Consider the following 14,227-nt stretch of genomic DNA (forward strand, 5'->3'; position numbering starts at 1 on the left):
TAATGTAAATGTTATACTGAACGGGAACACACAGTCTCCAGTTGAAACGGTACGGTGTCTGTGGAACTACGATCCGTAGAGAAGGGTGTGTACGATGAGTCAAACAACGATCACCGATTTCCACGGTAACACGGGGACAGCGGGGACAGCACCAGCACTGTCAAACATTACGATCCCTGACGCGTACCGAGACCGTCTTGAAACCGCGCTTGCACCACACGGCACCGACGACCACGTCGACAGTGCCGGTGGTGATGTTGTGAACGTGAACGTCACCACAAGCATCGGTCACCCGATCGATATTGACCAGTTAGTCGCTGACACTAACTGGACAACGCACGCCACACGGAGTAACCACGGTAATATCTCATTCCCTGCGACACCAGGCACGATTTGGCTGTACCCGGACGGGAGTGTTGTCCTTACAGGGAACCTTACCGCGTCCGAGATTGTTGACGCGGTCCGGATGCTGCATTACCGGTTACGGTCACTCGGTGTCGACACGGACTGGCGACCAGTCACGGTCCGGAATGTCGTCGTGCAATTCGATTCAGTAACTGGTCGTGACCGGCTTAATTTGAACGCGGTCGCGGTCGGGCTCGATGATGTCGAGTACGACCCAGCCGTGTTCTCCGGTGTGATTTACCGGGACGGCGACGGTGATACGTGCTTGTTGTTTGCGAACGGGGAAACCGTCGTGCAGGGTGCGGGATCAACGAGTGAAGCTGTACAGCGCCGGGATGAACTCGTTACCCGGTTAGACGCGTACGATCTCCTCGATGGGTAAGGTACTCGTGCCTACCCCCCTGGGGTTTACCGGTCCGCACGGCGTATCTGTACGTGATGAGTGATCGGAAGTCACCGGATCGTGAGAACACTGGTGTTGAGACTGTGACCGTGCTGGCAGCAGCTGCGCGGGAGAAAGTACGTGATCTGCGCGGTGCGTGGCGTCGACGGCAGTACCGTCACGGTCGGCACCGTGCCGGGCGTACCGCGTCGAAGTGGCGAGTCATCGCTGGTGTGCTTGGTATCGCCGCTGTGATTGGTGTCTTGGTAAGTGTCGGTGGAACGGTTGCTGGGCAGTTCGATGGTCTCGGCCAGGCGATCGGGATGATTCTTGGTGGAGCGGCTGCTCTCCTAGTGATTGCTGCGCTTACTGCTGGTGGTGTATTTGTAGCGACGTTAGTCCCTGGTGTGACTGTGTGGCGTATCGCGGTCGGGGTTGGGGGGATTGCCTTGGTTAATGTTCTGCTGAGGATGATTGATCTTGGCGGTGTGTTCGATTGGTTGCTGTATGAATCGCCGTTAATGATGCTGCTCGGATTCGCGTTAGTGGTCTTCGTTGCTCGGAAAGGCTGGCGGCTCGGGTTATTCGCCCGGTAACGACGGTTTCGTGTCGTGGCGATGTGTTCCTAATGACTGCGGGTTACTGTTCGATGTAGTCCGTCGGGTCCGCGTCGAGATCGTCGAGCGCGTGCTTCATCGCGCGTTGCCCGGTTCGGAGTCGTTCTAACGCATCGAGGAGTGAATACGCGTCCGCGGCGACGAACTGTTGAGCGGCGTCCGGGTCAGCAGCGACCGTCGACCGGTCAAGCACCGGGTAGTCCGACCGGTCACCAGCCGGGGTGCCGTGCTGCGGAGCGGAGATGTCTTCGCTGAGCAGCTCGGTGAATAACGCGAACCCGATGTGATGCGTGAGTTCGTTCAGCAGTACTTCGTGCTGGTCGAGGCGTTCAGCGACCGCTTCGATTTGATCGTCTGTACTCGCGTCCGGCAGCCAGTCCGGAGCGGGTGACGTAGCAAGGGATTCGGTTTCAACGACACCGTGATCGAATGCTTGCTCGCCGGCGTCTGTCAGGACGATGAGTTTCGGGAGTTGCCGCCCGGTATCGTCGGTTCCTTGCTGCCGTGTTTCGATGAGTTGTGTCGTGATGCTTTCTGTCGTGGTGCCTTTGAGTTTCCGGAGTTCGTAATTCACTTCATCGTTCGAGAGCCCGGTCACGGCGCGGATGTTCGAGGTGGTCGTGCCTTCCCGATGGACGCGGGTGGTTGCCTGCGAGTCCGCGTCGTCCGGGTGTTGACTCGCGGTGAGTTCTGGTTTCTCGATCACACCGGTTTGCGCGGCGATCACGGTCAGGACTGTCCGGGTCCGGGCGGCGTTGTGCAGCGCTTCGAGATCGTCGTTACTGTACTGCATTGTTGTGTTCTGCGGCATACTTGCCTGTTAACGCCGGTCACCGGTAAACCCCGGGTAGGATTTCACGTCTGATTCAAACACGTAACACGGCACACGCGGTGTGGTGAGAGAGAAGCCGTGGGTTGTGTCGGGTAGGGGTGCGTGCGGGGGTTTACCGGTCGCGGCGACGAAGTGTATCGTAATGGGAGCGAGTGATATGAACAACACGAACACGGACACTCCTGACGATCGGGATGAGAACAACCCCGGCAATCGTAACGCCGCGAACAACACGCCCGGTACCGGTGACGAGCAGCTCAACCCTGGTGGTGAGCTTACTGTAGACACACCACCGCAGCGTAGTGTCACCACGAACGTGATTGATCGGTTCCGAGCGCTTGTAAACCGCCAGTCAGAACCAACGGTTCGAAAAATAACTGATGCTGACCGGTACGCAATCCAGCAGGAAGTCAAAATGGATGCTGTAGCGAGTAGTGACACCCCGCGGTTACTCCGGATTAAACCATCCCCAGGCGGGGAGAGTATCGTGTCCGGTGTTGAAATGTGGGAATTCATCGCGTCGCTGCAGAATATTCACTGGACGTTCTTCCCGTACCCGCATCGAGTAAACAAGTCGCCTATCATGTCGTTCGAGATTTGGATGGTGGACGATGAAATCACGTTCAATATGTTCATCCCAGATGACGACTACGAGGACACAGTGAAGAAACAAATCGGTGGTGAGTATCAAGATGCGACTATTGAACGCGTATGGGATGCTGAAACCGTTTCTGCGTACGTTAAACGGAACACCCCGGACGGTGAGGATGAATTCAATCCTGACGTGACACTGTCCGATGAATACATCCCGTTCCCACCGGTAATGGATGAGGCTGCATCGTACTTCGCAGCGGAAACATTCGAGCTCACACATCCGCGTCCGTACCCGTTGAAATCGCACGAGGAAGGTGAGGAAGAGGAAGCTATCCGGTCAGAAGACGATTACCAGAACTCGAAATCCGATCCGTACTCAGAAGTACTGAGTGAAATGCGGTCCACCGGGAACAATAACGTCATTATGCAGATAGTGTTCCGCCCGGCATCGGAGAACTGGGCGTCACCGAAATGGTGGTACTACGCTCCGCACCGCACACATTACGAGGAGATCATCGAAGAACAAGTCGGGAAAGGGAAACGCGTCATGGTCGGAGAAGAACGCGATCCGACTGGTAGTGAACGGGATTTCACCGCGAAAATCAAAGACCGTGTCAATAACAACGGGTTCGAAACCGCGATTCGAGTGATTGGTGTTGGTGATGATGCTGATGAGGTCAGGCGGATTGTCCGTGACGTATCCGGGACTGTGACGAGTAAGTTCTCCGGTGGGGAACAGTCACTCGAAGCGAAGTACCCGGCAGGGAGTGAGTTACGGAACGTGATGCGTGACGGTGTGCTTCGATCAGTAAACGACTCGGTATATGTATCCGGTGGTGAGCTCGGGTTGTTAGCCCACTTACCCGGTGACGATCGGATGAATGCACCGGTGAAATGGTCACGGAGTGCAACTGGGCATCAAATCCCGCCGTCCGCACCGACACCGACAGACACGATTACTAATCCAACCCCGGCGGACTGGAAACCGGCGCAATACCCGGTTTCGACTGACGGGATTGACGTTCCGGGAGATGCTGCAGCGCGGATCGAAGCCGCTGTACAAGAGTCCCGGACCGGGCCGCCTGAGACACGGCAAAACAGAGCTGCGAGCAGCGATAATGGATCTAAGGGTAGTACAGGTACTGCGAGCGGTGAACGGGGCCGTGGAGACCCTGCCGTGTATGAAGAACACGGAGACGAAGACGAACACGGGCAGGGTCCGGAAGAACGGGACGGGTCGAGTGGTGACGTGACCGGTGAGAGTGAACCGTGGTACCCGTCGTGGCTGCAGGACCGATTAGGTCCAGGTGAAGATGTCTTGTACTGCAGTAACCAGTCACGGTGGGTGTCCGCACGAGCGTACGTCGTCGCTGCGTTACTTTCAATGACTGGTATCGCCGGTACCGTGATCGCCGCGCAAACCGGTGTGATGGAGTTCGTTCTCGGCGCGATTATGATTGTCAGTATTGGTCTTGTGATCGCGTGGTACGAGAAACTCCGCCGTAACCGGCAGTGGCACGTTATTACGGACAAACGTATCTACGTCAAGAAAGGAATCGTGCGAGAAAACGTTGATCAGTACGAGCACCGAGATGTGGAGAAATACGAGGTGGATAAGAACCTGTTCCAGAACACGATTGGGAAATGGTTCTACACACCATCCGGGACGGTGAACCTGTACACAGCTGGGAGTGGTGAACGGGAAGTTTCGTTGACCTGGGTGTACGGTATCGGTGAATTCACTGATCTCTACACCGAGCAACGCGAACAACAGTAAACCAGGCGGGGGACCGGTCGTTCCTGTCACCCGGTCTGTTTGAAGACACGTTTACCGGTCCCGCACCCCTACTGGCACGTATGAGTAGCGATGAACACCGAGACACCACGCCGGGAAGTAACACGTCACCGTTAGGTGAACGCGTCGACTCCGACTCGACCGACCACCAGTACACACCAGCAAACGCAGAACGGTGGGCGTGGGAAGAGAATTACTTCGGTACACCGTACCTGAACAGTAACGAATTCAGACGCGACGATGAGTACACGACCACGCTCACCGAGACTGGTGATGTGTGTGCAGGCCCGGAAGCCCGCAGGCAAATCGAGTTACAAGCAGTCAAGCAAGCTCGCGGGGAAAACAGTGTCGTATGGCTGGGGAACGAGTACGATTCGAAAGGACTCAGATCGAATCTCGGTGGCGTGGAACTCAACGATTTATTCACGCATACGTTCCTCACTATGACGACTGGTGCTGGGAAAAGCACCGCGATCAAGAATATGTTAACCACGTTCGCGTACGCCGGGTACGGGTTTTGTTTCATTGACCCGCATAACGACACGTGGAAAGACGTTATTGCAGCGCTCCCCGAACACCGGTTAGACGACGTGATTTACATCGCACCACCAACCGGTGAGTACGATAAAATCGCGGCGTTGAATTTCCTCGATGTACCGCGGTACGATGATGAACCAGAGGAACGATACCAGGCACGCGTCAGTAAGATCATTAATCAGAACATCCAGGTGATCGGCGGTGAAGAGGATATGTACGCTCGGATGACACGCGTGCTGAAAGCCGTTCAGCACAGTATGGTGAAAGCCGATGAGAATTACACACCACTCAGCATTTACCGGTTACTGACCGATCCAGAGCTACAGGAAGATTTCGCTCCGTACATCGATGATGCGTGGATAAGCGACTATATGAAGTACATTGAACGGTTGGAAGAAGATGATCTTGAACCAGTAATCGGACGGTTAGATAAGTGGATTCTGGATAAAATCGGTCGGAAAGTCATTTCACACCCCCATTCATCCGTGAATATCTCTGAGGCAGTTGCGAATGGGAAGATCATCATCGTGAATACGAACAAGTCCGAGGTCGGTGAATCCATCTCGAAAGCAATCGGGACAGCGGTCACGCAGCGTGTTTGGTCCGCTGTCGAGTCACGATCTGCGACGACGAACTCTCCGAGTGAACGCCGACCGTTTTTCCTTGCGATTGATGAGCTCGGTATCTCGGTTCCGGAGTCCACACCGATTGATACGATGCTACAGGACGCTCGGAAGTACCGGCTCGGGCTGACACTTGCAACACAGGACCCGGAGCAACTCGCACCGGATCACCGGGATGCAGTGACAAAGAACACGAACACGAAAATCGTCGGTCGGCTTCCAGATAGTGACACTGCAGAAGATCTCGCCGGGTTGTTCGACGGGATTTACGAGGAAGACATCCGGCAAATGCCGGAATACAACGCGTACGTGAACTTCCCAGATGAAGATGGTGCGTCCGTCCCTGTCAGGTTACAGTTACTCGCACCGTACCCGCAGCTACGGTCATACGACGCGGTCGACCGTGTTGTCGAACGGTCACTGGAGAAATACGGTGTGGATCCTGACCATGGAATCACGCACGGATCCACGATTATCGAGCAAGTTGTCCGCGGCACCGGGACGGTGCAAGCCGGGACAGTAGACATTGATATGAGCGAGTACCTCACCGCGATTGACCGCGTCGAGTTGTTCCGCGGAGCAACGACGAGTGGTGAGTACGTCCCGGTTGAAGACGTGGCCGAAGAACTCCGGAACACGGTCGCTGAGGAATTCAGCACCCGGCAGATTGAGAAAGCGATCGTGCAACTCCCGGACTCTCGCGTCGCAACGAAAGAAACCGACGCCGGTGTCGTTGTTTCGCTGACAGACGACGGTCGAGCGCAAGCACGCGGGACAGGTACGGGTGATGCAGCGTCTGCAGGCGGTGCGAAACACCAGTTACTCGTCCAGGAAACACGGAACCTGTTCACCCGACTGCGGTGTGACGTGACGGTCCCGGACCAAGGATTCGACTCGGAACACGACCCGGATGCCGTTATTGAACTCCCAGAACCAGTCGAACCGAACCTCGACACGCTCGACCTCGGGATTGACCGGGACATCACGTCATACGGTGACTTGACACCCAGCGAGTTCGAACAAGCGAAACAACGCGCTACACAGTACATCGAGGAAGAACTCCCAGCACGGTTAGCCGAGCATCACGACGCGCTCCCCGTGATTAGTGACGGGAACCACATATACGTTGAAGTGGAGACGAGCACGAACAGTAAGTTCGCGTTGACACTCCGGAACCTGCGGAAAGCCGTTGCAGACGATCGTCGCTGCGTGTTCGTCGTTCGAGATGAGGGTGCTGCGAAGCAAATCATCCGCGGTATCACCGACCCGGCGTTCTGTAAACGCGTCACCGGTGACGGGACACGGTACCTGTACACCGGTGCGAAGGAACTAACGGTTACGGACGACAGTGAAACGTGGACGGTAGTCCGGGAGAAAACCGGGGAGCGGACACGGTGGCGAGGAACTCGTACTGATGCAGTGCAGCGTGACGAGTTCACCGTCGACCCGACTGATGAATTCGTGTTAGAGACCACCAGCGGTGATGAAGTCCTGCGCATCAATGCCGGTACTGTTGAGGACCGCACGGTTCCGAAAACCGGTGCCGGGGCGTGGATGCGTCGAGATCGGGAGAATGGTGTGTACATCGTCCGTGAACTCCAGGCTGACGGGACTGTGGCGAAACGCGTGTACGAAACGAAGAGTGACTTCACGGATGAGTGGAGTACCGTCACGCGACCGTTCGTTCCGGAGCTCATGTTCGACCGGCGACCGACCGTCGACGATTGGTGCGTGGTCGTGTTACCGAACGATACAGCTGCGGACGACGGGGCGGAACCGTGCGTGTTCACCGTTGAAGACGAACACGTTGCACGGGACACGAGTGGTGATGATGGTGTGACTCGGACACCGATCCGGGTTGCTGGGTGGCACGGTACTGCGGACACGGAGACCGTGGTGTCCCGGGATGGTGACGAGTCGAGTCACGGTCCCGGTGACTCCGGCGAGGACGGTTCAACTGAGGACGGTTCCCGGGCCCGTACCGGTGCCGGTGTTGATGGTGTGGATGTGCCGGAGTCAGTGATCGGTGAGTCAGACTCCGGCGCGGTGAGTGATGCTGCCGGCACCGGTCAGCAGGACGGTGGTGCGACTGATCAGCAGAACGAGACCGGGACCGGTGATGCCGGAGAGTTAACACCGGATTTCAACGGCGTGTCGATTGACGGGCAGATCACCGCACCTACCAGTGACGGTAGTACTGCCAGTGACAGTAACACGGCACACGAAACCAGCGACGACACGACCACCGACACCGACAGCGACGAACCCGGCAGCGTCGACACCAGTGACGAACCTGGTACCGAGGATGAGATGATGCTTCCAGCCGACGGAGACCGTGACGAAGACGATTGGAGCGACGAACCCAGCGACACGACCAGTAACACTGCGAGTGACGGTGACCGTGACGCGGACGAGGACGGGGAGTCGAACCCGGTTCTTGCGTTAGATGAAACCGAGAGTGACGAGGACGGTCCCAGTGACTCCGGCGAGGACGGCGATGATGACGAGGCGTTAGCCATTCCTGACGAGGACTTCGAAGCACTGCTCGATGACCCTGTCCAGGACGACGATACGACCACACAGTCACCGGACCGGGAAGACTCCTGGGAGACCGACTCACAAGACACGAACACCACCGGCACTTCCAGTGATACTGAGCAAGATACCGCGGAGACAAGCAGCACCAGCGACGACACCACGACCGGTGAGAACACCGGTGAGGATGAAGAAGATGAAGCAGACGGTCAGGAAGATACCGGTGATGATGATGCGTGGATGTGGTAATCCACGCAAGTAACACGGCACACAGGCACACCACGGACCACAGACCGTACCGGCACGGTAGACGAACGCGACTGTCACCGCGGCGGGTTACTGACGCTCCACGATCTCCGCGTACCCTTGCGCGGCACCGTACACCGCTGTCCCGGTCGGCACTGTCACTATCTCCCCGGGCGTCACCGGAACCACACAGTCACCGCCTGCCCCGTAACTACCAGTACCATCCTCACGCGCAGTGATTACTGGGAGTGTCGGTGGTGCCGTGTCCGTCGGCACGACCGGTACCGTCCCCGGGACACCAGGGACACGCTCCCAGTGTACAGCCCCGTCAGTATACGGATCGAACTCTGCATCGAGAAGGCGTTCGCGGGGAACGCGGCACACTCGCAGCCCAGTCGCCGCGTTCACTGACCCGGGAGCCGTGCAGTACATCCCCGGACCAGTCATTGAAGCCAGTCGGACCGGAACACCGAGCTCATCAAGTACACGGTCAGCCACACCGAGCACGACATCGTACACGGCGTCGTTCATATCCACGATCCCGGCTTTGAACACGCGCGGGTTCCCAGCAATCGATTCCACCGCACGCTGCGCAGTCCGCGGTGACACGCCAGGCAACCCGGTAAGATCACGAATCACCGCTCGCCGGGCCGGCGTCCCGGGCGTCGACGCCGTCACTCTGTCAGTCACTTCACCGCACCGGTCACGGATCCGGTCACCCCACCCGTGCGTCGTGACAGTGATGCGTTCCTCAACACGCTCCGGTCCACTGCCTGGGATCGAGACGTGTTCACGCCCGGTTACAGCATCCGCGTCAAGATCACCGCGGACGTACGAGGCAACACTCTCCCGTTCACCACGGGTTAACCGTCGCGTGGCAGCGTCACGGACAGTGACCGTGTACCCCGTCGCACCGTTGAACGTCACTGTAACGTCCTCGAACCCGAGATCGCTCGTCAGGACCTCATAGGCACGTGCGACCGGTCGTGAGTTGAAATACGGGACGTGCAGGACTACGGGTGAGTGGTTCGAAGTGGTTACTGGGGCAGTAAGTACCTGGGCTGGAGTCCGCGTCGAGATCGCGGTGAGTACGTCGGTTCCGTGCAGGTCAGTGTGAACGCAGCGACCGGGACTCGTGTCCGGGATGCTGAACACGTCACCGGGTTCGTCACCGGGTCCCGGGGCACGGGCGGTGTCTGTGTCACGGTCGAGGGGTGTGTATCCCCAGTCGCGTTGCAACGCGTTCCTGGTCTGTTCAATCACGAGGTCAGTGTACACGTCGTAGTATGCTTGGACTGTGTCGTGTACGAATTCTTCTGCTTGCTCCGCTCGGGTACTCATACACGTACAGATACGCCGTGCGGACCGGTAAACGTCCGCTGCGACGCGCTCGAACCCGCTGACCTCGACTCCCGTGCCTTATGTAACACGGCACGCGGAAAGCAGCGATTCTATGCTACATAAGGCACGGTGTGCAGGCCGGTCGAGTGGTGCCGGTGGCGTCGAGTCACCGTTTCCCCCGCCCCGGATTCAATCCGTACTCGTCACGGATGATACCGATTACTTCGTTGTACTTTGATTGCGGGAGTTGCTTCCCATCTTCCCATGTCTCCGGGATGAACTCCGACGGGATCACGTTATGGTGTTCTGCGAGGAACCACATCGCTCGCACCGGCACCGGGTCATCATCCGGTATCGGGATGTGGTCAGCGGTTTTCGCGTGATGCCACGCCCACCAAATCTCGCTGTGCGACATTTCTCCCATTGGCCGCGTCACGGAACGCGTACACTCGCACGCTGTCCCGGCACCGCAGTCGCACTGCGCAGCTGTCGCCAGCCACGTCAACGCGTTATAGTAGTACCCGTCACCGTTGGATTCAATCTTGTAGTCCTTCGCGGAAATCCCGCCGTCGTCTTGCCGGCGGATCACGAAGTACCCGGTACTGTCCCCGTGATGCTGAATCGGGTGCGAGCCGCGGTACACGGTCGACCCGGCGTTCCCGCCGGTATCAAGCGAGTTGAGATCGATCACGTCACGGAGTTCAAGCGAGAACAATGCCGACGTGTTCCCAGTACTTGCACCGGCATCGAAATCACTCGTACTGGTGTTCGACGATTCACCGGCACCGTTCGATCCTGACTGCCTACCGGTTCGGTGCTCCGGGTCGTGCCGTTCCGCGTCGTACACGGCGTGGTCCTCTGGTGCAACCGCGTCATTCAGCACGTCCAGGAACGCGTCACTATCGTGTGTCCGTAGGAATTCAGCCACGTCTATTTTCCGTTCACCGTCCGGGAGCGGTAACTCACCGACCTTCACTGTGTGCCCGTCGTTCTCAATGACTTTCGCCGTGCGTAACGCACCGTTGATCCCAGCGTCGTTAATCTCCGTGTCGTTCACCACGAACACACCACTGGTTTTCGCTGCGTGCTGGCAGATCTCCTCGTAATGATGTTTCTTGAAATTCGTTGTCACGGGTGCAACGCACGGGAACCCGTGTTGATGCGCCATAATCGCATCCGTCACGCCCTCAGTCACGATTAACGGTTTCCCCTCGTGAACGGTCTCCACACCGAAAATCGGTTCCTGAACCGCGTCACGGTTAATCCATTCCCGGTCGATTGTTTGCTTCAAGTATTTCGGCACGTCAACGTCGAACGTCGGTTCACCACCGACCCAGTCCTCGATGATCGGTGACCGCCGGTCAGTATGCACGTCATCGAACACGGTGAACATCCCGTGATGCTGTTCACCGGCCACGTCGATCGTGAATCGATGCAGGCCACGGTCCGCGCAGTCTATCCGGTGCGTCCCGGTGACATCCGTGGTGAGTTCCGTTACCGTCGAGTCACGTGTTACTGTAACGGACACGTCACCGTCGTACAGGTTCCCCGTCACACCGGTGAATTCGTACGCTGACCCGGGTTCGACGCGTGTAACGTCACCAGCATCGATAGCGCGGTCAGGGATGGTGAAGAGTCGAGTTCCGGTCCCGTCAGCGATCACACCGCGCTGCGCTATCCAGTCTGTTTGCGCGTCCGTTAACTCGAATAACTCCGTCACAACACCCCGGACAGTGACCGTCGAATCACTGAACTTGTCAGGATCATCTGCTAACTCCCGTAACGCAACACGCTCACCGTCACCGTCCGGGTTAGGTGGGGTGTCGAGAAGTGTTGAGGTCACGGTCACGTCCGCATCCGTGTGATTCACTACGTCAACCGCTGTCCCGGGACTCACACCAACAGCCGGCGGGGTTAACACGTACTCGAACTCCGCCGAGTCGCTACCGTGCGTGTTGTTCCCGATCACGTCACGAGGTAGGACGTGGAGTTGCGTTGTGCCTGATTCACGTAATGCAGCTGCTGAATCGGGAGCGTGCAGCAGACCGAGTTCCCGGAGTTCCGTACCCGGTACGTCTCCGGTCGCAGCGTGACGTTCCAACACGTCCAGTACTGTGTCCGTGAATTCAGCGTACTCGTCTTTGTACGGTGAATTGAATCGTGTCACTGCGTGCGGGAGTACGATGAAGTCATCGAGGACTTCGGACGGGATGTCGTCACGGTCACGGACTGCAGCGTCAGCAAGTACCGTGTCCGCGATCGTGGTGCAGACCTGGTCGGACCGGTCCACGACACCGTTACTGTACACTTTATCGTCGGTGTCGTCGGTTGCTCGACCGATCAGGTAACAGAAGTCACCGTCCGCGTCGCGGTATGGGAAGATGATGCGGTTATCCCACCAGGACCACACGGACACGCCCCCGGTGTCACTGTGGTCGTTGTAGTACGATACGACAGCGTCCACGTCAATGGTTTCTGGTTCGATGCGGTTCGTTGAAACGGCGAGCGCTAACCGGTCGATTGGCTCCGGGATGTTCGTGTGCGAGCAGTTACTGTCGACGTGTTCGTCCCGCATCGAGTCCGGGATGTCGTCACTCGTACCGAGGTGAGTCAGTATGCCTGTGTTTTCTCCGGAAATCCCGCTGCATTCCAGTACGTGTTTCAATACGGGGATTGTCCCGATCCCGGCGCGGGTGATCGTGACTGGGTCGTACCCGGCGTTTTCAAGGTGTTCGATAACGGCGTTCCCGGAGCTTTCGAACCCGATTTTCCGCGTGTCGATTATTTCATTCGAGATCCCCCATTTCTCCGTGATGTGTTCGCGGATTTCGCCGGGGAGATTGTCGTGGTAGTATTCGACGGCGTCAGCGATGCAGTTCTGTACTGTGTCCGTGTCGTGACGGTTCCCGGCGACGGTGTCAGGTGTGGTGTCGAGTAGGAACGCGTCAGGTGCTACGTCTCCCTGTGTACGCATACGTGTCAGCCTCTGTCTTGTTCGTATCGGTGCTGTGTACTTAATGATTTGCGAATATGTGACGTGTGACTGTACGGAGCCGTGTGAATGGTAGATAATGTCAAGCGTTTATACGGGGTCTCGGTTAATATTAGGATATGATACCGGTACTCAGTGCCAGTGATAGTAGTCACGCAACGCTCCGTGTTGATGAACAGCTCATCATCGACGGTGTCCGAAAGAACAGTACCCGGCATACTGCAAGGTATGTCATCCGTGTGTCCCGGTCCGTTGTTGACGGGGTGACGGGTGTATCGCTCCAGCAGGAGTCTACGGTTCGAGAGACAGCGTTCGATGTGGATCGTGACCGGTGGGACGGGGCAGAGGATGTGGGGTGTGTTCGTCCTGTAGAGTTCCTTGATGTTGATTATTCTGAGGTGGCGTTCACATCACCTGGACGGGTGGTTCGAGAGGCAGTTCGTCGTGGGTGGTTGGTTGATGAGATCACTGTTGGTGGGGAGACGTTCGAGGTGTCGTATGATGATGGTGGGCGGTGACCGGTGACCGGTTGTCGAGGTGTGTTTCACAGTGGAGTGCTTGTGAAGTTCGGGTCGCTGGTCAGTGTAGTTTGGGTGTGGGTTGGTTGTTGTGGTGCCGGGGGTGCCGGCCGGGGTACGTTACGAATTCATTTTGAATTCATCCGTGCTGGATTTGGTGAGTGCGTGTGTTCGGTGTGCGGTCACGAGCGGGTTTGACTCTCTCACAGACCAGAACGTATCTGTTTCCTGTCATAGGGTTAGCGTAGGATGGTCAGGGTGCCGTTGGTGAATGATCGACGGTCGCTCCCCGGTTCGACACGCGGTGCGTGAGGAACACGTCACTGGTCATTCAGTCCGCAGTGACGATGCGATATTCTCCGAGGTATGCTTCTCACCCGGTCGTGTTCGAGACGCGGATCGTGGCCGGTGCGCGATCGTCGACGGTGTGAGATGCGTGTCGGCACGACCGGGAGTGCCGCGGCCAGACCGGGGGTTGGAACGCGGTGAATTCCCGGTGATTTCCTACGGGTGGAATAACGACCCGTGTTTTGAAACGGAATTACAAGACGTATTCCAACATTATCTGGAGTTTTAATCCTTGAATCACGGGGAATACGAGATACTGTGAGTAGGGGCGTGGTTGCAGAGTGAGGCGAAGGGGTGGACTAATGTTTGTTTTCTGGGGAAGGGGTTGGGGGGTGTCGAGCGTGGTAGGAGAGAGTTGGTGAGAAGTTTTGGTCGGGGTCGTACGAAGCCCGCCACACGCAATAACCGAGTGTGTGGCGGGCGTCGTACGTGGGGCGGTCTCTTTTACACATCTCCGAGCCC

General features: G+C 57.4%; 8 protein-coding genes. 5 read left to right on the forward strand and 3 right to left on the reverse strand.

What is annotated here, in order from left to right; all coding sequences use genetic code 11:
- Positions 1–94 precede the first annotated feature (94 nt).
- The gene (locus DJ70_RS07105; protein ID WP_094531457.1) at positions 95–787 is read left to right on the forward strand and encodes a hypothetical protein; all 693 of its coding nucleotides are present in this window, start codon (positions 95–97) and stop codon (positions 785–787) included.
- Between the two features lie 56 nt (positions 788–843).
- Positions 844–1,383, forward strand: coding sequence for a hypothetical protein (locus DJ70_RS16740; RefSeq protein WP_143420953.1), 540 nt, complete (start codon positions 844–846; stop codon positions 1,381–1,383).
- A 43-nt stretch (positions 1,384–1,426) separates the two neighbouring features.
- On the opposite strand, the gene DJ70_RS07115 is transcribed toward DJ70_RS16740, so the two are convergent.
- Positions 1,427–2,215: a hypothetical protein gene (locus DJ70_RS07115; RefSeq protein WP_094531461.1), complete on the reverse strand. Its 789-nt coding sequence runs from the start codon at positions 2,213–2,215 to the stop codon at positions 1,427–1,429.
- Positions 2,216–2,393: 178 nt separating this feature from the next.
- Here DJ70_RS07115 and DJ70_RS16745 point away from each other — a divergent pair, with 178 nt between their 5' ends.
- Both DJ70_RS16745 and DJ70_RS07125 read left to right on the forward strand, forming a co-directional pair.
- Positions 2,394–4,607: a PH domain-containing protein gene (locus tag DJ70_RS16745; RefSeq protein ID WP_143420954.1), complete on the forward strand. Its 2,214-nt coding sequence runs from the start codon at positions 2,394–2,396 to the stop codon at positions 4,605–4,607.
- A gap of 80 nt (positions 4,608–4,687) precedes the next feature.
- Complete coding sequence (locus tag DJ70_RS07125; RefSeq protein WP_143420955.1) at positions 4,688–8,569, forward strand: type IV secretion system DNA-binding domain-containing protein; 3,882 nt, start codon at positions 4,688–4,690, stop codon at positions 8,567–8,569.
- 87 nt (positions 8,570–8,656) lie between these two features.
- On the opposite strand, the gene DJ70_RS16750 is transcribed toward DJ70_RS07125, so the two are convergent.
- Both DJ70_RS16750 and DJ70_RS07130 read right to left on the reverse strand, forming a co-directional pair.
- On the reverse strand, positions 8,657–9,907 hold the full coding sequence (locus DJ70_RS16750; RefSeq protein WP_143420956.1) for a DNA primase small subunit domain-containing protein: 1,251 nt from the start codon (positions 9,905–9,907) through the stop codon (positions 8,657–8,659).
- Between the two features lie 166 nt (positions 9,908–10,073).
- Entirely contained in the window at positions 10,074–12,881 is a 2,808-nt protein-coding gene (locus DJ70_RS07130; protein ID WP_094531467.1) for a toprim domain-containing protein, read from the reverse strand.
- A gap of 137 nt (positions 12,882–13,018) precedes the next feature.
- Here DJ70_RS07130 and DJ70_RS16755 point away from each other — a divergent pair, with 137 nt between their 5' ends.
- Complete coding sequence (locus tag DJ70_RS16755; RefSeq protein ID WP_143420957.1) at positions 13,019–13,417, forward strand: hypothetical protein; 399 nt, start codon at positions 13,019–13,021, stop codon at positions 13,415–13,417.
- The last annotated feature ends 810 nt before the right edge of the window (positions 13,418–14,227 follow it).

Origin of the sequence: Halorubrum halodurans (assembly GCF_002252985.1) — an archaeon.
GTDB classification, from domain to species: Archaea; Halobacteriota; Halobacteria; order Halobacteriales; family Haloferacaceae; genus Halorubrum; species Halorubrum halodurans.

Excerpts from the sequence above, each read along its gene's own strand:
- DJ70_RS07115 (WP_094531461.1), bottom strand. The coding sequence starts at position 2,215 with ATGCCGCAGAACACAACAATGCAGTACAGTAACGACGATCTCGAAGCG.
- DJ70_RS16755 (WP_143420957.1), top strand. The coding sequence starts at position 13,019 with ATGATACCGGTACTCAGTGCCAGTGATAGTAGTCACGCAACGCTCCGT.
- DJ70_RS07130 (WP_094531467.1), bottom strand. The coding sequence starts at position 12,881 with ATGCGTACACAGGGAGACGTAGCACCTGACGCGTTCCTACTCGACACC.
- DJ70_RS07125 (WP_143420955.1), top strand. The coding sequence starts at position 4,688 with ATGAGTAGCGATGAACACCGAGACACCACGCCGGGAAGTAACACGTCA.
- DJ70_RS16745 (WP_143420954.1), top strand. The coding sequence starts at position 2,394 with ATGAACAACACGAACACGGACACTCCTGACGATCGGGATGAGAACAAC.
- DJ70_RS16750 (WP_143420956.1), bottom strand. The coding sequence starts at position 9,907 with ATGAGTACCCGAGCGGAGCAAGCAGAAGAATTCGTACACGACACAGTC.
- DJ70_RS16740 (WP_143420953.1), top strand. The coding sequence starts at position 844 with ATGAGTGATCGGAAGTCACCGGATCGTGAGAACACTGGTGTTGAGACT.
- DJ70_RS07105 (WP_094531457.1), top strand. The coding sequence starts at position 95 with ATGAGTCAAACAACGATCACCGATTTCCACGGTAACACGGGGACAGCG.